The sequence below is a fragment of the Rhizobium sp. FG96 genome, from assembly GCF_057808655.1.
In genome coordinates this window covers 178,053-197,182 of sequence record NZ_JBMDIL010000005.1, presented here as the reverse complement: position 1 = coordinate 197,182, position 19,130 = coordinate 178,053, and the positions used below count along the sequence as shown (strand labels likewise).

The following is a 19,130-nucleotide window of genomic DNA, read 5'->3' as shown; positions in this document are numbered from 1 at the left end:
TCTTTCCATTACCGACCGTGGTCCCGGTCTTTTTCCTCCGGCGGGCGCAGCTTAATCGATTTCGGTATCTCGCGATCGCGCTGTTGGTTTCTTTGGTGGTCTGGCCGACCTTTCTCAGGGATATCATGCTCGGCGTTCGAACGGGCTATACGCAACTGATCAACAGCACGGTTGCTCGAACTCTTGTTACCGACGCCCTGCTCCGCAACGTGGTCGCGCCCGGTCGCCGACTTCGTCGCAAGGCTGTCCGACGTGCGCTTATCCTTGCCAATCTCCGCCCGATCCCGATTTTTCGCGACGCGGGAATCGAGTTGCAGCCCTACCACCTTGCCGATGATCCTTGCCGCTTGCTCAAAAATCAACCGATCAGATGGATTGGCGATCTTGGTGGCAACGCTCAAAGCTGCATTCGCCAGTGTTTCCTTCGCCGCTCTTGCCTGCGCGGAACTGATGGGGGCGGATCGCAGCATATGCTCTTCGCCTTTCTCTCCTGTGGGATCGCGACCCTCGCGAATCGCCGTTTCAAGCCGTTGGTATTCGCGACGAAGCCCTACGGACAGATCGTGACTAAGATCGCGCGCGGTGCTGGGGGCCGATCGATCTCTTGCGACTTTCTCCAACATCTCGATGACATGTCCGACGGACCGTTGACCCCTCTTGAGCCGCATCCGAGCATCCTGGCGCTTTGGTGCGGTCGGAGTGTCACGCATTCTTGCCAAGACCTTATCAACGACGTTGCCAGGCGCCGTTGCGCCCATCCGCCGGAACATCTCCCATTCCCATCGTTTCACCGGCGGTGGTCCGGCGCGCTCGATGCGCTTCTGACGATCGATCGGGATACCACGCTCTCGCGCCTTTTCGGCAAAGCGAACGCGCCATTCAGTGAAGTCGCGGATGTTGGGGCTGAGCGTCCTCCCACTGGCATTGCGCAGTGCGACGATCACATGCAGGTGCGGGTGCTTTTCACGGTCGTGACGATTGTGGACAGCATAGGCAAAACGATGCCCCGCGAACTGATCCCGCAGGAAATCTCGGCCAGCGAGGATGAACTGGTCACGATCCACATTGGCTGGTCCTGAGAGCAAGAGGTGCATAAAATCCCGCGGTTGGCGGGTTTGCATGAGGACCCCAACCGTTCTGCCTTCCGCGGTCAGTTCCTTGTGGTCCCTGGTCGTGACTTCGCGCCGCGCCTCGCCGAGTTCATAACGGCCACTCCTGCCAAGCCGCTCCTCGATGCGTGCCTTTGTGGAAATCGTGACCTCCGCTCCTGCCCGTTGCATCGCATGCAAGGTTGCCGTCAGGCCTTTGGGTCCGGAGGAAAACTCCGCCGGATAGCGCGAAACCGGAGTGATCCTGGCGTTACGCAGAGCCGTGTCCAGTCGATCGTCAATCGCCCGAACATTCTCTATGTCCGCAGGTACCCGGTTCGCGCTGCTTCGATCCGACCTGTCTTTCTTTTCGTGAGCGATGATGAGCGCAAACTGCAGACGAGTTCTTCCCTTCACGCCTTCGCTGACACTGAACGCGTAGGTTCGATCTGTGTCGCCATGCAGGCGGAAACCATCTTTTGCCAGAGAAGCAAGAGCACGAGCGATATCGTCGCGATTGGCATTCTCCAGTTCGTAGGTCAGGCGAAGAATATCCTGACTGCCTTTTCGGTTGTCAAACTCGCGCTCCCAGGAGCGGACAGCCTCTCGCAGATCAGTAACCTCACGGCCATCCTGGTCTTGCGCTTTCTCTTCCTTGCTCTGATAGGCGAGCACGTTGCGCGCTGACGCCGCGCCCGCCCCATAAGACAGGACTTTAACGACAACCGCATCGTTGCCAGAAGCACGACTGAAAGCCGAGGCAGCGCCGGGATGTTTGCCCTTGGGAAATCCAGCCTTTGCCAACGGTGGACGTGTTCTAGCCGCACCGCCGCCTCCGCCTCGGCGCCGGAGCTCGTCTTCGATAAGCTCGAAGTAGCTCGGCAGCCGGCGGCCTTCGGACCTAGACGCGAAGCGACTTTTGGACATGTCGTTCATCATGGTTCCTGATCAAGTCCGTGATATAGGTGGAGGGCCGGACATAGGCGGCGTCTCTGATAGCGTCGAGCGCGTCCATCACGTCCTCGAGTTGCTGCACGATCGCTCTGGCGGTTGGAGCATCCACGCTTTCTTCGGTGAGGAACTCCTCATTTCGAAAGGCAATTTCTCGCAGGAACTGGTGGATGTTTGCCAGTTGGCGATCATGTTCCTTGAGCATCGCGGGGATCTGCATGACCTCTCTAGTAACGATCAGCTTGGCGACGATGTTGACCGAGACATCCAGCCTGCGGGCAAGGGCTTCGAGATTGCTTAAAATGTGGGCCGGGAGGCGGAACATCACAGCTGGCTCGCGCATCTGATCACAATCCCCTTGCCTTCAGCGCCTCGACGATCAGCCGGTGGGTCGCCGAGGAGAGCTGTTCATGCTGTTCCAACGACACACGGAATATCTTGGTCAGCACGTCGTCATCGAGGTAGAGAGAGATACGCTTCCGCTTTGTTTCAGTGCCCGTCGAGGTACCTTGTGACGGCAATCGTCCGTGGCGGCGGTTCTTGGCTGGAATCCCCAGTTGCTGGGGCTCAACGCTCGCGATGGCTCTGTCGTCTTGTGCCTCGGGAGCCTCATCCGGCATCAACGTCTCAAGATCGATGTCCGTCGGCATGTAGGACGTGGCACTCTCTTCCACCTCCTTCGCCTGGTCCTCCCTGGACCGGGCAAGGGCAAGAATATTGCCGGCGGGCGTCCGTTCTCTCGACATGCGTTAGGCCGCTTCCGCCTGCAGTAGGCCGATGAATTCGTTGTTGATCTTCTTCACGAGATCAATCGCGTCGAGCACGCTCTCGGATGCTCGCCGCTTTGCCGATGGGGTGAGCGAGGAACTGTTCTCGATACTTGCCAGCTTGGAATAGAGCGAGCCGAAACCGGCTCCGACATCGCTGAAATGGTTGCTTTTCCGGATGACCGTCTCCACCATTGGAATCCGGCCGCTCGTCAGGATCGCATGAACCTCGGGAAGTGACCTGTTGTGCTTGAGCGCGATCATGTCGACGTAATTCCAGATGGCCGCATAGGGGATCGGCCCTGCAGCGCGCTTTTTGGATATTTCCTTCAGGATCGTCGCCACCTTGATTGCAGACGTGGCAGCGGTCGGCTCGGGGATGATCGGAATGAGGACGGCATCGCACTCGTGATAGACCTCGATAGCCCGTTGATGCACGTAGCCGCCGACGTCATAGATACGGATATCCGCTTCAGGTGCATCGGCCAGGCGGTCGCGAAACCTGTCGCCAGGTGCGACTCGCAGATGCAGCAACGTGCCGTCCGTCGGGAGCAGCCCGCGCTTCATTGAGACATTGTACCAGCGCGTCGATGACTCCTGCTCGTCGCAATCAATCAGGAGCGTTCGATGTCCCTGCTGCGCGAACTCGGCTGCGAGATTGACGTTCAGGGTTGACTTGCCGGCACCGCCCTTGAACGTCGAGATCGCTAGGGAAAGGGGTTTAACTGCCATAGAATTCTTCACCATCTTGTGTCGACTATTACTGATGGGCGGAAGGGAGTTGCATGTGCTGCGAACGATTGCAGAGATCCCCGCCGCCACGCTCTGGACGAACCAGCTCTTCTCTCGTCATGCCCGAAGTTGGGCTCGTAGCTCGCGCTGCCGCCGAGCGGCGATCAGATCCTCGTTCAGCCGTACCATTTGGCGTTCACGAGTTGTATCCGCAACCGGATCCCTTCGCGGCCAAAAGCGAAGGATTGGTAAAAACAGCAGCGCGGAGAATGTAATCGTAGCCGCTTTGAACCAAAACGAATGAGCGTAGAGACCAGTCGCCGACAGCCACAGCGCTTGCGTCCATTCTGCGGGGAGAAAGGCGTATGAGAATATCAACGCGACAACGTATGCGACGAACGACGCAAAAATCAGTCCCGCGGCCGACACTATGATAAAATTGGCGATCAGCACGACGAACCAGGCCGCCCGAAACGGGAAGACAACGACCTTAAGTGACTGCCTGAAGGCTGACATGTGCTTTTCTCCACGAGCGATTTTCAGTGCCTGGACAAAGGTACTCCAATCCTCACACCTTTTCTAGACTTGCACTGCAGTATAATTTTGTGCATCATCGCTGGAGCCAATTGATGAGGGACGAAAGCATGAATCCCGGCGCACGACGGCTCGTTCAAATCCTCTTCTGCACCATTGCATGCGCGACAAACGGAGTGGCGCTTGCGGCCGAAGAGGATGCCATCTCAAGATTTGTCGATTACTATCAAAAGGCCTACGCGGAGGGGCGCGATCTGGTCCCTGCCCCGCAAAAGCCCCTCGATATCCCCTCAATGGCCGACCGGCTCGACCTCCAATCTATCACGCCTGAAGGCGCACTGAGCGGAAGCGCGTTCCTCGCCGCCGACGGTACCGTCATTAAATTGGCAGGCGTCCAAGGCTGCCTCTCGACCGAGAAGATGGAATTTGCCGGCCTGCAGACCTTATGCTCTATGGTCTCGCTCGCCGGTCTAACTGCCATGCTCGAGGAGGCTGAGGCTGGCGCCGGCAACGCTTTCCCGTGCCATTTCCTCGGTCAGAATGCCGGCTCGCCGACCGTCCTTTTTGCCGAATGCTTCTTCATGAAGGACGGTGAAACACAATCGCTGTCCCAAGTGCTCATCAGCACCGGAGTAGCGTTCGCGGCACGCGATCGTTCGGGCCCGCCACTGTTTCCGGAATATGCACAGGCAGAGGAAGTCGCGCAGAAGGCAAGAGCCGGAATATGGGCGAGACCGCATTTCCTACATCCTTACGGTGAGCGCTACCGCGCCAATCCCTTGATGAACTGATGCGGATGAGGTTCCTGATGTTGATGTCGGCGCTCGCAGCCTCTGGCCTTTTTGCAGGCATGTCCATCACACCCATGCTCGCCGGCTCGAACCTCGCAGAACTTCCTCGCTCCCAAGCTCCGATTATCCCGGTCCAGGCGATTGAGAACAAAGCGGCCGCCGCGGATAGCCACGAAAGCGATGGGACCGAATTCGCGCCTTTTCCAGGACAGGCGCAGTTCGAAACCGGCGACACCTGGATTTCCGGCGGGCGGCGATATCGTCTCTATGGTCTGCAGGCGTGTTTGCGCGGAACCTCCATCACAATATCTCCTGGCGTTGTCAGGGATTGCGGCGAGCTCAACCTGATCATGGTCCAGGCGTTGATTAATGATACGAAGCCCGTCTGCACAACCATCAAGGATATAGATCAGAACAATGCCGTCGTCGGCTGCCAGACGACAACAGGCAAACGGCGCTATGACCTGGCAACGTACATGATCGCTGAGGGATGGGGATTCGCCGCCGTCGATACCGCCGGGCAATTAATCGTTCCCGGATACAGGGTAGCGGAAGAGAGCGCACGATCGGCGCGCGCCGGCCTGTGGGGCTATTCGGATATGCCTCACCCAGTCGCTATCCTCGCAGGTCGAGGGAGCGAAAAACGATGAAACTTGTTTCGCTGTCGATCTTGTTTTTGACGATGACAGTGGCGGCCACGACGGCACAAGTCCGGCCAGCTGAGATCCCGCGCCAGATTTATGGAAAAGTCCAGGTCGTCGATGCGACCACCCTCGAATTCAGAAAGGGCGCGGAGACCGTCCGGCTTGCGGGATACGAAGCACCTCGCCTCGAACAGACAGCAACGAGCGACGGCGTCGACTGGCCGGCCGGTCAGGTCTCGCGGGCCTGGATGATCCTTCGTACGCTTGGGCAAGACGTCAACTGCGCACCGATTGCTCGCGACGCCAACGGCGTGATCCTCGCACACTGCTTTGTCGGAGAGACAAACCTCGCCGCCACGGCGATCGCAGAAGGGATCGGCTATGCATTCAATTACCGTGGCGAACCTCAGGTTCCCGCCTATTTCGATATCGAGAGGAAGGCGCGCGGCCTCGGATACGGCGTCTGGTCATCGCCAGATCTCCTTCCGCCCTGGCTATATACCGCGTCGACAGCGAATGGGGAGAAAGCCAGGGCTTCCACATCGGAACCCGACACCAGCTTGCCCCTGCCTTTGCCTGTTATCCCGACCAAGTCACCCAATACCCACGACGTGCATGGAGGTTGAATGAGCCGTATTGCTGCAGCCGCTGTAGTAGTCATATTGCTGTCGGGGTCCGCTTCGGTAGCGATCGCCGAGGACAGCGCGACCCAGAAGCAGATAGACCAGCGCGATCCGGAGTTTTGCGGAGCCGGAGGCGCTGGCTGCGATCCCGCCGAGGTGCAACGTTGGAAAGTCGTTGGCAACAGGCTTGCCGATCTCTCGTCAGCCGATCTCAGCCAGTACGCTTACGCATGCGCCAAGCATCCAGATTGGAAACAAGACTGCGAAACAAGTCCTGTCGCTATCCTGAAACGGCTCGGGATCGAGGGATACTGAAGATGGCGCTGAACGAGCCTTCCGGAGGTGCTGTCTTGGCAGTCGTGGCCGCCTTCCTGGTCGGCACGGCTGGCGGCTCTGCGATCAATGCAGTCATCCGGAGCGACCGCGAGACCGATCTGGAACAAGCGGTCGCCCGACTGAAAAACGAAGCGTCACAAAAGACGATAACTGAGGTCCCAAGTGACGCGGAGGCAAGCGCTACGCTCACGAAATCCGGACGGTCGATGCGCGTTTCGGAATGCAAACCGCGCCAGGCAGCGCCGGGTGTGACGTGCTCAGGCATCATCACGACGACCGCTGGATCTTTTGCCGGGGCAAGCCAACCGGGTGTGCTCTCCTTCGCGAAAATCGACGGGGGTCTGGCGGAATCCAATGATAACGTCGAAGGAGCGGACGATGAGACAGAGACTACTATTGGCTGCAATCATCGCCGGATCGGCATTTACGCCATCGGCGGCGCCCGTAAAGGCCGAGGACGCGTCCTGGGGATGCCAGGTTCTGCTTTGCGCCGCGTCACAGAATCCGTCCTGGCAGGGCGTATCCTACTGCGTTCCGCCCATGACAAAGCTCATCGCGGCCATGAAGGAGCCGGGATTTTCGTGGCCTATTTGCCATGAGGCCAATGCCGGCAAACCGGGGCGAGAGACCTACGAAGACTGCCCGTCGGGCACCACGGTTGGCAGCAGTTCGCAGACTGGCAATGGCTGGAGTAGTAAGCCTGACCAATGTATCAGAACTGTTGATGTTTGCCGATCTCCAGGGCTGCGCGCTTCCGATGGCAATCAGAGCAATGTCGTGAGACGGCGGAGCTTCGGCGATCAAGGCGATAACTGCATTCAGCAGATCGCGACGCCGCGGCCGCGCCGTCCGGATCCCTATTACTTCGATATCCCGAACGAACAAGGCGTGAAGCAGAGGTTCTGGTTCAACCTGAACCATTAATCCACGTCGAACCAGTGTCACCGGAAGACCTTACGTCGGCTCGTCGGAGGTTTTCTTTTTCGTCCGACGGGTTCGCCACGCGGCGATCCGAGCAAGATCACTTTCCGAGATTCTGAACAACTCCTCGATCGTCACATTCCACTCGCGCTGCATCTTGTCGAGGGTCGACAGCTTGACATCCCGCATGCCGCGGGTGACTTGCGACATGTATGCTTCCGACACGCCAAGTTGGTCGGCCAGATCCTTGTTTGTCAACCGACGTTGAGCCTTCAACCGCATCAGGCCGATGGCGAGCCGTTCCTGGAAGGAGAGAGACGTCAGATCAATCCCATTCGAAACTTGATCGGTGTGATCGTCCTTCAACCGCGACATCGAACGACACCCTTACCCGGAGGTTCCAAAAACGCGTTCCCAAGCGATGAGGGCCTGTCACCAGCCGAATGGGCGCGCCGACAGTCGCGTGGATGCCGCAAAGTTCTACCGCTCATCCGATCCATAAGGCTGTCCAGAGACCAAAAAAGTTAAGCATCAACGCTCTATTCTTCATCTTCGTGTGCGACTTCAATACACCGCAGCAGGCAGGCTGTGCAAGCGACCCCAGGAACCCCTCGAAATGCATGTCATAGTCACCTTGTAGACAAATCTCCGATTGCTCATAACTTTAACTGCAGTTAAATTTTTGATCTGTTTCTTGTAGTGGAGAGCACGGATGGTATGGCTCGAACGGTTAGGCTATCGGATCAACCTGCAGCGATTAGCGATAGCGATCCTATTTCTGGCGATCGCGTTCGTCGCTGCGCGGATGGCCTTTAGGGACAGTCTAACCCTTGGCTACGCGATGGTCATCCCGTCCTATGTCTTCCTGGCGGTCGTGATTGAAGGCGCTCGGACCGTGAGCGGAAGCTTCTGGGACATTCGCGGCTGGGCGGAGACGGTCGTGGCTGTCGCTGGTGCCGCGGGCATCGGGTATCTCGGCTTCAGTCTTTGGCTGATGGGGTACTAACGGCGAGCCATGCGTATCGTGGTCCGCAATAGCCCTGCCCATGTGTTGGCTGATTTGGACGATGGCGACGCCTTTGCGTTACGGGCCTGGTACGGCAACGCGAGCTCCGGCGATGATGAGGCAATTGCGCTTTCTGTTATCCGACGCGTCAAGGTCATGAATGGCTGGATCGAATGCGACTGCCTGGAGGCACAGCATCAGCCGTTGCTTGCACCGATCCAACAGGAACGCACCTTCACGCTGCGGCGGTTGACGCCGAAGGACAATGACCCTGGTCGGCATGAGGAGCGGCCGAACCACGCCCTTGCCTGCCCGTTTCACGTTGACAAGGACGCCAGCCCCGCTCTCATTGACCGCGGCTATCATCTTCGCCCCCCGCCCAAATCCGACCGCTCGTATATCGATGCCCTTCCCGCCATTCCTGATCGCCTGGCCGATGTCTCAGGTCAGGATCCCGCGCGACCGAGCGAACGAAACGACCGGCCGTCCAGACTGAGTGGCGTGCTATGGCGGATGCTTGATAGGGCGGGTGCGAACGTAATACCGCCGTTGCAAGATGGTGTTGATTTCACACTCGCCAATCAGTTGTCACGGTTGCGTTCCGCATCCCGTGAGCTCAGAGTGCTCAGGACCTGGACGCTGAACGCGCTACTATCGACTTGGGGCCCCGACTACTGGAATCCGGAGAGTCGTTGGCAGCAGCTGCTTGCGACCTCGCGGGCCGACTGGCCCGTTGGCCTTCGCCGCACCGGCTTCATGCTGTTGTTTTCGACAAGTGTTTCCACGCAATCCGTCATGCCGGCATCCACCTCGCGAACAATCGACATTCTCTCCAAGGTGCGCCAGCCGCTTCGGGGGGATCCGGCAACCCGAAGACCGTTCCTGACGCTGCTGAACGTGGATTTTCAGGACGACGATGAAGGCCCGGTTCGGGCTGTGCAAGCCTACGCCCAACCGGTCTACAATGGCGATACGCTCTTTCCCGTCGAGTCCGGGTTTGAGCGCGACGTTTCCCATCTGCTGCTTTGGCTTCAGCAATCGCTGTTCGATGCTGCTCCAGAACTCCGGATCTCCATTATCAAGCCCCTCTTCGCCATGAAAACGCCCATGGGCCTGTGCAGGCCAGACTTTGTTTTAGAAACTGCTTATAGAGATCAGCCACCGCGAAGACTGCTCGTCGAAGCCTTTGGGATGGAGATCGAGGAATATCGGAACGCCAAGGAAAAAACGATCCCCCGAATGAAACATCTCGGACCGATCTTTGCTGTTTCTCCCGAGGATCTTACCGAGGCGAATTCTGAACGGACCGGGCGCCGGCTGCAGGCGTGGGTCATAGACAAAATTGGCAATGGCTGAGACTGCGCCGGTACAGATGGACGATGATCGGCGCAACAAGATGGTTAAGCGGATAAATTCTCGCGCCTTTTGCTATGGCTGTAGCGAACCGCCATCAAGCTCGGATTCGGCTGCCTCGAGCAGAGCGGTCTGAACACGAGAGCCGATCTCCGGCAGGCAATTCCTGAACATGGTGGACACAAGCTCGTCTGCGAGTTCGGCAATCGTTGGCTTCAGGCCTGTCGGAAAGAGCCGATCCAGGTCTTTTGCATCCGCCCCTAGGCGTTCGAGTTCGGCATTGATGGCACGCTTTTCCACCGCACGCTCCTTGACCATCAGCCAGAGACCAGCGTTAGCCTTGGCCGCGGCAACAATTCTCTGGATACTCTCGTCTTTCAAAAGACCTCGATTTGGGAGGTATCGGATTTCGCCCACGGTATTTCCTCCTTCCGTCAGCTCCAATTGAAACTGGTCAATGCCGCTTCCCAACCCCGAGTGATATGCCGCGCTTCAGGCCATGCTGTCCGCCTACGCAAACGGGTCTTCTGCCTCGTCGTGTTGCGGACCCTCTTCGCGCAGCGGATCGCGAGCGCGGTCGACAAATTCGCGCACAAATGCTTTCGAGCTATCTTCCGTGAGGCGCTCGGAGAGGGTTCCGATCAAGAGCTCGACATCTGCATTCAACTCTATCGGGTCGAACGAGCCTGCATCCGTCTGCTCAAAGATTGCGTCGTTCAGGGCCTTGCTGTCCGTACCGAATGCGCCACGCACATCTTGTCGCCGTAGAATAGCTGAGGTGGGGAGATCTCCAGCCTCATCCTGAACATCCGAACTCCGTTGAGCTCGATTCCGTGATCCTCGTGGAGAGCCAGAATACACACTGCGGTCCAACTTTGCCTGATCCAGCTCGATATGGGCGTCGTCGACCCGGATGGTGTCGGAACCGCGCGCTGCGCCGCGGTCTCCTTCGCGGCCGCCTGTTGCAGAGTGTTGCTTTTTCTGCGCCGCAGTCTGCTCTGCGTCTCGCAGTTGTTCCTCTGTGCGGCCGGCCTCGCGCGTTTCGTCGAGATCCAGACGCTGACGCAGTTCGTCGAGCGACGAGATATAGACGTGTCGCACACCCTCTTTGACAATAAACCGAATGTGCTGTGGCCGGTTCGGCCGATTGACCGCGCCCAGATCGATGTCCATCCCAACGACCGGCAACCGGCTCTGCGTTCTACCTGATGGAGCGGATTCAGGCTGCGGCGCCGCGAAGGATTCGCTGTCGGCCATCGTCCATTCGACCGGCTGGATGCAGGGTCTGGTCACCGGCTTGAACTTCCGCACCTTCGAGAACATCCGCTCGCCGCCCGAGTCCAGTTTCATGATGCGCATGAGCGGCATGCCGGTGACCTGGAGGATCGCCTCCTCCGGCTTCATCATCATCAGCGTGTTGACGGGGAGAAGGTCGACGGACACTGGCACCTTCGAGATGGATCGTTGTCTGCGACCATGGCGATGGGAGTAAGAGGACTGCTCGACCCACTCGGTCGTCCTGCCGGCTGCGGCAGAGACGGCGGCGGCGTCTTCCTGGTTCTGGAAGTTCATGAACAGCTTGATCGTGGACGCGCCCATCAGGATCTTCTGCCCTGACCGCTGATACAGCCGTTCGAGCTGCGCACCGTCTTGCAGGATAAAGACGAAGCGAACGCCGTTCTTGCGGATCAACGGCGCAAGCGTGAGCACGGTGTCTATGCGCCCGCCATTACCGAACTCGTCGAGCATCATCAGCACTTCGTGCTCTCCGTTGCGCAACGGTCCCATGTGCACAAGCTTATCGGCCATTTGCTGGATGAACATCGAAATCAGCCGCTCGTAGATCTGCATCGCATTCCAGTCGGCCTGGATGAAGATTACCAATTTGCGCTTTCTGATCGTGTCGATCGGGATCGTGGTGATAGAGGTCAGGGCCTCGACCAAGGGGTTCTGGAGAAAATTGAGCTTGGCGACGATCTCCGCCGCGATTCCCTCTCCAAGCTTTTCATGCCGGCCCGCGAACTTGGTGAGCTGCATGCGAGTCTGATCGGAAAGAACGGCCTCGTAATTTTCGAGGAGCTGGATGATCGCCTTGCGTTCGTCCGACATCGAATTGAGGATGCGGTAGAGCTCGCTCAGCGATTTTCGGGTATCGGGGCATTCGAGCACGAAGCCGAGCATCGCCGTCAGCAGGATCCTGGCGCTCTCTTCCCAGAAGTCGGAGGAATCGGAGCGCAGACGCCCGGGCAGCAACATCTGCGTCAGCTTCTGCAGGTCAGTGATCCGCTGATTTGGGTCGGCGCTGATCAGATCGAGCGGGTTATAGCCGTCCGTAAACTTGGAGCCCGGGGCCAGCAGAAAAATCTCGTAGCCCTGATCCTTGAGATAGCCCGACGTCTCCTCGAAAAGCTCACCGCTCATGTCGAGGACCATCTGCGATCCCTTGAAACTCATCATCGTCGGGATGACGAAGCCGCGTGACTTCCCCTGTCCCGGCGAACCGATGACCATCACATGCTGATCGCCGTCATTACGCAGAAGGAGGCCTTGCTTGAGACCGAGAACGATGCCGTGCTTGTCACGCAGCCGGAAATCAGCGGCATCTTTCAGGGTCGCCAGCCGTGCCTTGCCCATGACCATGCGCTGGCGCTTCTGGATCGCTGCCCCGATTGGAAATCCGACCAGGGCGCCGGCCGCCGCCAGACCGGCGAGAGCGGCGAACACAGTCTGCCGTGAGGGCCGCTGAAACGTCCCGGCCGCGTCGGTGGCTCCGAAGGGTGCCTGATACATGGCCGCAAGGTGGGCGCCATAATAGTCCGCTACGCTGGTTAACCCGCCGGCTTTGCTTGCAACGAGATAAAAAGCCGTGCCGTACACAATAACAGCGGCATAGGCCGCAGCGAATATCAGTGCCGTATGGGCAATCAGGGTGAACATCGACCTCACGTGCAAGAGGTAGAGGATCTTGCGCGACAGCCCCCTGCCCGCTTTCAGCATCCAGAGGCTCAACAGGAAAAAGAGAAACGGCGAAGCCAGAACGAGCGCCAGGATTGAGAGCCCGATGGTGTTTTGCGTGCGAATGATCGACCATGTGTAGGCCATGCCATCTGGAATGGGCGCCTGCCCGACATAGTCGTAATAGGAGGTCGACCCGAAGGATGTGACATAGGCGTCGTATATCAGCGTGAAGAACATCAGCCAGACCAGCACGGCGCCTAGAACGGCGACCGGAAAGGTGAAGGCCGAGACCTCTTGAAGCCTCGTCCACTTCGGGCGTTCAGCCTCTGCGTCCGTGGATACGCTTGCCATCTTCGTCCACCTCGTCGGCAAAATAGATCTCGCTGACACCGCGGCCGCCGGCGGCATCGCTCTTCTTCAACTGCACCACGATCGGTATGATCGAGCGGATGTAGCGGATGATATCGTCGCGCTCCATGCGGACGTTGCTGTTCAGCACCAGCGTCGATAGCCGGTTGAACGCGTGATGCGGCGAGTTCGCATGAATGGTCGACATCGATCCCGGATGGCCGGTGTTGATCGCATTCAGGAAGTCGAATGCCTCGTCGCCACGAAGCTCGCCCATGAAGATCCGGTCTGGCCTGAGACGAAGTGCGGAGGCCAAAAGGTCGGTCATCGTCACTCGCGCCTCGCCCTGGGCGCCCTTCGAGACCAGCAGCGAGACGACGTTTTCCTGGCGCGGTTCCAGCTCCGCCGTATCCTGCATGAGAATGAAGCGCTCGTGGTCTGGGATCGCCGTCAGCATTGTATTAAGGAAGGTCGTCTTGCCGGTCGAGGTGCCACCGGAGATCAGCATGCTGCGATGGTTGATCGCCGCGAGCTGCAGAAAGGCGCGCGCCTGTCCCGCCCGCAGCAGGCGTGACAACTCAATATCGACGTCGTCGATATAGTCGTCACCCGTAACCTTCGTGAAGCGGAAGGCGCCTGCTTTCTCATAGTCGTCGAGATCGAATCGCCGGATGAATTGTTTGCGGATGGAAAAAACATGTCCGGTGGCAGATGTCGGATTGAGCACGAACTGGACGCGCTCACCGTTGGTGAGCGTTGCCGACAGCAGTGGATTCTCAGCATTGATGGTCTGTTTCGTGAACGAGGCCGCGCGCGACGCCATATGGCGGATCGCCTCCTGATCGAGCCCTTCGACCTCTTGCCTGACCATGCTGAGCTGGCCGATCCGCTCGAGCCAGATCTCATTGCTGCGCTGGCAGGAAATCTCGACCACCGCGGGATCGTCGAGAAACTGCCTGATGGGTTCGAGCGCCTCGGAGAGAAAGTGCTGCTCGGCGGAGATCGATGGGTGCGCGTTCATTTGCCGGCCCTCTTTCGGCGCAGGCGGTCGAATTCCTCACGCACCGGGTCTGGATAAAGATCCGAGAAATCAAGGTCCCTGGTGACGAAAACAGTGATATCGGAGCCTTGGGCGATGTGGATCGTCGGCCGGATGTTGCGGGAGTCCTGGAAAGCTTCGGTTGCAAGTTGTTGAATGCCCGATGCGATCGTCTCTGCGGCGATCTCGCGCGCCCGATCCTGCGAGGTCGTGCCGTTATCCTGGGGGATGCTGGTCACGGTTCCGTCCGTGTTGACGACCGTGATATTTCGATCCTGTTTCTGACCAAGCTGGGCAATGTATTGCGTTACCCCGCCGATCATCGTCATCAGCGCCGGCGGGCCGAACCGTTCCCAATATTTCCGGTCGACGACACCCGTCATGCCGGAGCGGCCGAGACGATCCGTGCCGTAAGAGCCGAGTTGGACCGAAACACCGTCGCCACGGATCATCCGCGTCCAGACGATGAACAGGCGCTCCTGCCCGCGTTCGACACCGGATTTATAATCGCCGATCAGCGAGGAGCCGGCGGGTATCAGGATGCGCCGGCCGTCGAAGGAGTAGACATCCTCCCGGACAATCGCTTTCACCATGCCGGCGAGGTCGGAGTTGATCGCCGTCTCCAATGTGCCACGGATCATCGTGCCCTGCGGGATCCAGGCATCGATACGGCGGTTCTCAGCGGCTACCGACACCTGTACCCCCTGCCCTCCCATGGCCTTCAGGAAGGCACGATCGCCATCGACAGCACCGCCCGCGTCCGACGGTGCGCCAGCGGGCGTGGCCGTTGAGCCGTTCGCGCCGAACAAGCCGGCTCCCGTCGCGTCTGACGAAGCGGTTGCCGCCCCGCCTGCGCGTTCCGATTGATCGAAAACGACAGCGGTGGAGCGCACGCGCTCGAGCAGCTTAGCCTGCCGCGCAAGCTCGATGCATTTGGGATCGTCAGGATTTTTCCCTCTCGAGCAGTCGACATCGGCCGGCGGCGCCACCTGGGCCGGCGCCGGGATGACGGGCGCCGGTGGCGGGGGTGGCGGAGGGGGTGGCGCCTCGGGCACCTGCACCGTCGGCAAAGGCGGCGGCGCTGGCGGGTTGAAGCCCTCGTTTCTAGGCGCTTGCACGGGGCGGAACTCTTCGTGCGGCGTATTGTCGATCCCCGGTTCCCGCTCGCCACCGGAAAGAAGGAAATAGAGGACGACACCAACGCCGGCGATTGCCGCCACCACGGCGATCGGCCGCATCAGCCCAACCCCGGAGCGCCTCACCTGACCTCCGATCGCGGTGTCGTTGTCTATCGAATGATAGTTCGGATCAGACATCGTGCCTCCCTATCGTGATTTTGATGGTGAGCCAGCACCTGACGAGCCGAGCCGCTTCGGCGTCACGGCCCCCTCGATCGGCGCCGGCACATCGGCTGGAGCGGTCCTGAGATTGAACAGGCAGGTCTCGTTCTCGGTGCCGTAACGAAGCGTCCACTGCCGCGAGACCGTGTCGATGACGATGTAGTCGGCCTCACGGCGATAATTGACGAGGCTCTCTCGCCGCTTGTTATCGACAATGAAGATCGCTGGCACGTCGCCGGTGAACTTCATGAAGGTCTTCAAACCGTCATCGAACACCCACACGGGCTTGGCGGCATCGCTTCCTTTGAAGCCATAGTCATAGTTGACCTTGTCGCGGCGGATATTCTTGATGTTTGGATTGCGCTCTGCATCCTGCGCCTGCTTCCACATTTCGGCCGTGCCCTTCAGCCCGGCGTCTTCCGGATAAATGAAGCGCAGCTTGAAGGTCTGGTTCTGGATGGACTTGCTGTCGTTGACCTCAAGGTCGAACGAATAGGTTCGTTTCGTCGTCACCACGGAGAGGTTTGTCGGCGCGTCTTTCTCCATCGGCTTGAGGGTGAGTGAGCGCCTGTCCGCCGACGTCAGGATCTGCCAGGAAACCGTGTCACCCGCGACCACCTGGGTAACCTCTTCGTCAGCACCGAAGAGGATCGTCGTTACCATCCCGTAGGTCCCGGTGACGACGAAGACCTGTTCAGCCGAATAGGGCAAGGTCCGCACGCGCGGATCGAGCCTGCCGGGCCGGGCAGTCAATTCCGCATGAACCGAAGTGGCTGTCAGCAGCAGTGACAGCATTATTCCGACCCTCACCCGCCTCATGGGGTGAGCCCCGAAGGCATGGTCTCGGGAACCTTGACGTATTCGGTGACGACAAAGCCGAGGGGGTTATAAAGCCGGACCCGGTTGCTGGCGGTAAGATTGATCTGGCGGTAGCGGATCGTCGCCGACCAGCGATTGACCACATCGCCGCCGCGGCGCCGTTCCCGGGTCTCGAAGCGCACCGACATTGTGGTGGTATTGAGCGGATTGACGGACAGGATTTCGGGTCGGATCTCGCCCGTCGTTCCCATGGTCTTGACCGGACCTCGTGGATTGGAAGGGTTCATCCACTCCGAATAGTCCTTGAAGGCCGGGGAATCCGGCTCCGACCAAAGAGCGATCATGTCGAAGTTTTCCGACAGATAGCGGGGGTCATAGGTCTCGCGACGTATGACGTAATTGCCGACGAACGAAGCGCGGACGGCCTGGATTTCTGACACGTTCGACCGGTCCTTGTCGAGCGTGGTCACCGTCTCCATGTAGCCCGTGTTCTTGTCCACGATGAGCGGCACGACCTCGGTGCGCACCAGTGGAAAGAGCTGCGCGACAGAGAGGGATAGAACGCCGGCCACGAACCAACCCGCCACCGCGAAAACCAACAGGATGAGACCGATCAGAGTGCGCAGTGACCGATTCTTCTCGCCCCAGGAGAGGTGCTGATCGTAGATCTCTTGTGGTCCTGGCGCACGATCGACCGGAGCGGCTTTCAATTGCCTTTTGAACAATGCCAAGTTTCGAACCTCGAATTCGCAATGAGTGAAATCGCTAATCCTTGCCGCCTCCGCGTCATTCGCTGTTGCGCCGACGATTGGTGAGCATTCGACCAAGCGCACCGACGCCAGCGACACTGCTGCGGCCCGCAAGCGCTGCAGCCGTGACGGCGCCCCTCGGTCCGGCCAGCGTACTGAGTGCTATGGCCGCGGCCTGCCCGGCGCGGGAATTGCTCGAAGAGAGGCGCCGGCGTGTGGTGGCGTAGGCGGTATCCACGCCACCTCCGCCCGGGACGCCAGAGAGGGCCGCCCCATAGGCGAAGGTCCGCGCGAAATCCGGCACCTGGAAAATGAAATAGGAGATCAGCGCGAGGTAGAGCACCATGGCGAGTACGATCGCCAGCGCGTTCTCTTTGGTGGCCATATCGCCGTTGATCGTGTCCATCATGCCGATCAGAAAGCCGAACGACAGGCCGGCCATGACATAGGTGAAGAGCAGCATGAACATGCCGTAGGCGACGCCCCTCACCCAGGCGTCGAAGACAAAGCGACTGATGCCGAAGAAATAGCAGAGGATGGCGATCGGCCCGATCGCCAGCATCACCGCGGTGATCATCTTGGCAAAGAGCGTGACGCCTGTGAGGATCAGCAGCATCGGCAGGAGGCCGAAGACCAGCACGATAAAGACGACGACGGCGCCGGTCACATTCGGCAGCCATCCGGATTCGTAGGAATTGAAGAGCTGCATGGCAAAGTCGTAGACCTTGCGCGCCATGCTGGCGACTTGCTGGGCGATGTCCGCGCCGGCCGATTGACCGCCCATCGCCGAGGATATGGCCGATCCAAGATCCTGCGGCGCCGACAGCACGAACTGTCCGATATTGTCGTAGAACAGCGCCCAGGACATGACGAGAGTATAGGCGAGGGTGAGCTTGAAGGCGGTGATCGCCATGTCCTGAAGGGAAACACTCGAAAGCCCGAGTGCGCCCCAGAGGAAATACAGGATCAGGAAGATCGCCAGGATGCCGGAAACAAGGTTTCTGTTCTCGGCAAATAGCCCCCAGGCCCGTTCCAATGAGGCCTCGTTGATCCTGTCGAAATAACGAAGCGCATCGCCATAGAAGTTTATCGCGTAGCTGACGGGATCCATGTCTCATCCTGAAAATTACTGACCGGTCGCATCGGGCCACAATCGTCCTTGATGGCGCCCGCGAGCGCATTGCCACCTGCCGTGATCGCGGGCTCGGATACGAAGCCGAGGGCCGGGACCGGATTGTCGTCGGCCGAGCATTTGGCAAGCTGCTCATATTTTCCGGCGCAACCGACGAGCACCGCACCGATCAGCCCCAACACAAGAACTGCCCTCACTGGTTCTGATCCTCGAATGCCTTCAGCTGATCGCGAACAGACGTCCCCTGCGGCTGAGTACCGCCGTCACGCATGACACTGTCGGGAAGCGGCGCGAAGGTCTTGAGGTTCTGCGACGAGGTTGCTAGGGCGGCCTTATACTGCTGGTTCAGCAGCATGACCTGGTTGTTGAGCGAGCCGACGGCTTCGTTGGCGGTCTGATTTCCCTGCAGCACCATCTGGGTATTTTGCTCGAGCGCCCCCTTCAGATCCTGAGCCGTTCCAATTTGCTGGGTGGCCTGCATGAACGAGTTCTGCCGGTCCTTGGTGGCGCTGTTCATCGCGTCGGTCAGCGCCGTCAGCGTTGTCAACGCGTTGATCCCTTGCGAATAGGCTTGGTTGGCGCCTGAGAGTTCACCGCCTTTTACGGTATCGACCACCATCTTCACGAGGTTGAGGCCGTTGATCAGCTTGGCCGCCGTATTCTGGAATTGACCGCCAATCCCTCCAAACACGGCTGCGTTGCTCGACAACACCGTGTTGAAATCCGGCGCCTGTCCCATGGTGAAGCCATTGCCGGTCGCGAGCTTGGCAAACTGGCTCGCATCCTGCGTTCGGTCGCCAGTGATCGCCGCCAGGGTCTTCGTGGTGTTGTCCTTGACGACTGACGTGTCCTGCTGGATCTCTGACGAAAGCCGTTTGATCTCTTCGCTGATCGAGATGTTTTCCGAGTCCTTGACGGGTACTTGTGCATAGGCCTGAGGGACGGAAACGATGGCGAGCGCCGCTGCGATCACTGCTGTCTTCATGTGTCTAACCTCTC

The 19,130-nt window shown here is 59.2% G+C and carries 22 protein-coding genes; 7 read left to right on the top strand and 15 right to left on the bottom strand.

Going from position 1 to position 19,130, the window contains the following annotated elements:
- Positions 1-8 precede the first annotated feature (8 nt).
- From ACODR6_RS11805 to ACODR6_RS11785, 5 genes are all read right to left on the bottom strand, one after another.
- On the bottom strand, positions 9-2,024 hold the full coding sequence (locus tag ACODR6_RS11805; protein ID WP_203431603.1) for a relaxase/mobilization nuclease domain-containing protein: 2,016 nt from the start codon (positions 2,022-2,024) through the stop codon (positions 9-11).
- Positions 1,990-2,382, bottom strand: a complete 393-nt coding sequence (locus tag ACODR6_RS11800) for a hypothetical protein (RefSeq protein ID WP_203431422.1) — start codon at positions 2,380-2,382, stop codon at positions 1,990-1,992. Before ACODR6_RS11800 ends, ACODR6_RS11805 begins: the two co-directional genes overlap by 35 nt.
- A 4-nt stretch (positions 2,383-2,386) precedes the next feature.
- Positions 2,387-2,785 (bottom strand): hypothetical protein, encoded by a 399-nt coding sequence (locus ACODR6_RS11795; RefSeq protein WP_203431421.1) that lies wholly within the window; start codon positions 2,783-2,785, stop codon positions 2,387-2,389.
- Positions 2,786-2,788: 3 nt separating this feature from the next.
- Entirely contained in the window at positions 2,789-3,538 is a 750-nt protein-coding gene (locus ACODR6_RS11790; protein WP_281438230.1) for a ParA family protein, read from the bottom strand.
- A gap of 117 nt (positions 3,539-3,655) precedes the next feature.
- Positions 3,656-4,054 carry a hypothetical protein gene (locus ACODR6_RS11785; RefSeq protein WP_203431420.1) on the bottom strand — a complete coding sequence of 133 codons (399 nt, stop codon included), beginning with the start codon at positions 4,052-4,054 and terminating at the stop codon, positions 3,656-3,658.
- A gap of 113 nt (positions 4,055-4,167) precedes the next feature.
- On the opposite strand from ACODR6_RS11785, the gene ACODR6_RS11780 reads away from it, so the two are divergent.
- From ACODR6_RS11780 to ACODR6_RS11760, 5 genes are read left to right on the top strand one after another with little or no spacing between them, the layout of a single operon-like run.
- A complete protein-coding gene (locus tag ACODR6_RS11780) occupies positions 4,168-4,863 on the top strand; it encodes a nuclease (protein ID WP_246777714.1) in 696 nt (231 codons plus the stop codon).
- Positions 4,864-4,880: 17 nt separating this feature from the next.
- Complete coding sequence (locus ACODR6_RS11775; protein ID WP_203431419.1) at positions 4,881-5,513, top strand: thermonuclease family protein; 633 nt, start codon at positions 4,881-4,883, stop codon at positions 5,511-5,513.
- Complete coding sequence (locus ACODR6_RS11770) at positions 5,510-6,133, top strand: thermonuclease family protein (RefSeq protein WP_203431418.1); 624 nt, start codon at positions 5,510-5,512, stop codon at positions 6,131-6,133. The genes ACODR6_RS11775 and ACODR6_RS11770 overlap by 4 nt, the downstream gene beginning before the upstream one ends.
- Positions 6,134-6,445: a hypothetical protein gene (locus ACODR6_RS11765; RefSeq protein ID WP_203431417.1), complete on the top strand. Its 312-nt coding sequence runs from the start codon at positions 6,134-6,136 to the stop codon at positions 6,443-6,445.
- Between the two features lie 2 nt (positions 6,446-6,447).
- On the top strand, positions 6,448-7,065 hold the full coding sequence (locus tag ACODR6_RS11760; RefSeq protein WP_203431416.1) for a hypothetical protein: 618 nt from the start codon (positions 6,448-6,450) through the stop codon (positions 7,063-7,065).
- A 355-nt stretch (positions 7,066-7,420) separates the two neighbouring features.
- Here the strand turns inward: ACODR6_RS11760 and ACODR6_RS11755 are convergent, their stop codons facing one another.
- Positions 7,421-7,762, bottom strand: a complete 342-nt coding sequence (locus ACODR6_RS11755; RefSeq protein WP_203431415.1) for a helix-turn-helix domain-containing protein — start codon at positions 7,760-7,762, stop codon at positions 7,421-7,423.
- A gap of 337 nt (positions 7,763-8,099) precedes the next feature.
- Here ACODR6_RS11755 and ACODR6_RS11750 point away from each other — a divergent pair, with 337 nt between their 5' ends.
- The gene (locus ACODR6_RS11750) at positions 8,100-8,393 is read left to right on the top strand and encodes a hypothetical protein (RefSeq protein WP_148195461.1); all 294 of its coding nucleotides are present in this window, start codon (positions 8,100-8,102) and stop codon (positions 8,391-8,393) included.
- Between the two features lie 9 nt (positions 8,394-8,402).
- Complete coding sequence (locus ACODR6_RS11745) at positions 8,403-9,749, top strand: DUF8535 domain-containing protein (protein ID WP_203431414.1); 1,347 nt, start codon at positions 8,403-8,405, stop codon at positions 9,747-9,749.
- Positions 9,750-9,821: 72 nt separating this feature from the next.
- On the opposite strand, the gene ACODR6_RS11740 is transcribed toward ACODR6_RS11745, so the two are convergent.
- The 9 genes from ACODR6_RS11740 to ACODR6_RS11700 all read right to left on the bottom strand — a co-directional run bounded on the left by ACODR6_RS11740 (position 9,822) and on the right by ACODR6_RS11700 (position 19,116).
- Positions 9,822-10,163: a hypothetical protein gene (locus tag ACODR6_RS11740; RefSeq protein ID WP_203431413.1), complete on the bottom strand. Its 342-nt coding sequence runs from the start codon at positions 10,161-10,163 to the stop codon at positions 9,822-9,824.
- Positions 10,164-10,256: 93 nt separating this feature from the next.
- Complete coding sequence (locus tag ACODR6_RS11735) at positions 10,257-13,055, bottom strand: type IV secretory system conjugative DNA transfer family protein (RefSeq protein ID WP_203431412.1); 2,799 nt, start codon at positions 13,053-13,055, stop codon at positions 10,257-10,259.
- Positions 13,024-14,073 (bottom strand): P-type DNA transfer ATPase VirB11, encoded by a 1,050-nt coding sequence (gene virB11, locus ACODR6_RS11730; protein ID WP_203431411.1) that lies wholly within the window; start codon positions 14,071-14,073, stop codon positions 13,024-13,026. The genes ACODR6_RS11735 and virB11 overlap by 32 nt, the downstream gene beginning before the upstream one ends.
- Positions 14,070-15,407 carry a type IV secretion system protein VirB10 gene (gene virB10 / locus ACODR6_RS11725; protein WP_489022552.1) on the bottom strand — a complete coding sequence of 446 codons (1,338 nt, stop codon included), beginning with the start codon at positions 15,405-15,407 and terminating at the stop codon, positions 14,070-14,072. Before virB10 ends, virB11 begins: the two co-directional genes overlap by 4 nt.
- A gap of 9 nt (positions 15,408-15,416) precedes the next feature.
- Positions 15,417-16,226 (bottom strand): TrbG/VirB9 family P-type conjugative transfer protein, encoded by an 810-nt coding sequence (locus tag ACODR6_RS11720; protein ID WP_203431410.1) that lies wholly within the window; start codon positions 16,224-16,226, stop codon positions 15,417-15,419.
- A 20-nt stretch (positions 16,227-16,246) separates the two neighbouring features.
- Positions 16,247-16,981: a VirB8 family type IV secretion system protein gene (locus ACODR6_RS11715; protein WP_203431409.1), complete on the bottom strand. Its 735-nt coding sequence runs from the start codon at positions 16,979-16,981 to the stop codon at positions 16,247-16,249.
- A gap of 55 nt (positions 16,982-17,036) precedes the next feature.
- On the bottom strand, positions 17,037-18,110 hold the full coding sequence (locus ACODR6_RS11710; protein ID WP_203431408.1) for a TrbL/VirB6 family protein: 1,074 nt from the start codon (positions 18,108-18,110) through the stop codon (positions 17,037-17,039).
- On the bottom strand, positions 18,086-18,328 hold the full coding sequence (locus tag ACODR6_RS11705; RefSeq protein WP_203431407.1) for a hypothetical protein: 243 nt from the start codon (positions 18,326-18,328) through the stop codon (positions 18,086-18,088). Before ACODR6_RS11705 ends, ACODR6_RS11710 begins: the two co-directional genes overlap by 25 nt.
- Entirely contained in the window at positions 18,325-19,116 is a 792-nt protein-coding gene (locus ACODR6_RS11700) for a conjugal transfer protein (protein ID WP_203431406.1), read from the bottom strand. The genes ACODR6_RS11705 and ACODR6_RS11700 overlap by 4 nt, the downstream gene beginning before the upstream one ends.
- Between the last annotated feature and the right edge of the window lie 14 nt (positions 19,117-19,130).

Coding starts and splice junctions, on each gene's coding strand:
- ACODR6_RS11720 (WP_203431410.1), bottom strand. CDS start 16,226: ATGCTGTCACTGCTGCTGACAGCCACTTCGGTTCATGCGGAATTGACT.
- ACODR6_RS11805 (WP_203431603.1), bottom strand. CDS start 2,024: ATGAACGACATGTCCAAAAGTCGCTTCGCGTCTAGGTCCGAAGGCCGC.
- ACODR6_RS11745 (WP_203431414.1), top strand. CDS start 8,403: ATGCGTATCGTGGTCCGCAATAGCCCTGCCCATGTGTTGGCTGATTTG.
- ACODR6_RS11790 (WP_281438230.1), bottom strand. CDS start 3,538: ATGGCAGTTAAACCCCTTTCCCTAGCGATCTCGACGTTCAAGGGCGGT.
- ACODR6_RS11760 (WP_203431416.1), top strand. CDS start 6,448: ATGGCGCTGAACGAGCCTTCCGGAGGTGCTGTCTTGGCAGTCGTGGCC.
- ACODR6_RS11735 (WP_203431412.1), bottom strand. CDS start 13,055: ATGGCAAGCGTATCCACGGACGCAGAGGCTGAACGCCCGAAGTGGACG.
- ACODR6_RS11710 (WP_203431408.1), bottom strand. CDS start 18,110: ATGGATCCCGTCAGCTACGCGATAAACTTCTATGGCGATGCGCTTCGT.
- ACODR6_RS11765 (WP_203431417.1), top strand. CDS start 6,134: ATGAGCCGTATTGCTGCAGCCGCTGTAGTAGTCATATTGCTGTCGGGG.
- ACODR6_RS11780 (WP_246777714.1), top strand. CDS start 4,168: ATGAGGGACGAAAGCATGAATCCCGGCGCACGACGGCTCGTTCAAATC.
- ACODR6_RS11775 (WP_203431419.1), top strand. CDS start 4,881: ATGTTGATGTCGGCGCTCGCAGCCTCTGGCCTTTTTGCAGGCATGTCC.
- ACODR6_RS11750 (WP_148195461.1), top strand. CDS start 8,100: ATGGTATGGCTCGAACGGTTAGGCTATCGGATCAACCTGCAGCGATTA.
- ACODR6_RS11770 (WP_203431418.1), top strand. CDS start 5,510: ATGAAACTTGTTTCGCTGTCGATCTTGTTTTTGACGATGACAGTGGCG.
- ACODR6_RS11755 (WP_203431415.1), bottom strand. CDS start 7,762: ATGTCGCGGTTGAAGGACGATCACACCGATCAAGTTTCGAATGGGATT.
- virB11 (WP_203431411.1), bottom strand. CDS start 14,073: ATGAACGCGCACCCATCGATCTCCGCCGAGCAGCACTTTCTCTCCGAG.
- virB10 (WP_489022552.1), bottom strand. CDS start 15,407: ATGTCTGATCCGAACTATCATTCGATAGACAACGACACCGCGATCGGA.
- ACODR6_RS11700 (WP_203431406.1), bottom strand. CDS start 19,116: ATGAAGACAGCAGTGATCGCAGCGGCGCTCGCCATCGTTTCCGTCCCT.
- ACODR6_RS11795 (WP_203431421.1), bottom strand. CDS start 2,785: ATGTCGAGAGAACGGACGCCCGCCGGCAATATTCTTGCCCTTGCCCGG.
- ACODR6_RS11785 (WP_203431420.1), bottom strand. CDS start 4,054: ATGTCAGCCTTCAGGCAGTCACTTAAGGTCGTTGTCTTCCCGTTTCGG.
- ACODR6_RS11800 (WP_203431422.1), bottom strand. CDS start 2,382: ATGCGCGAGCCAGCTGTGATGTTCCGCCTCCCGGCCCACATTTTAAGC.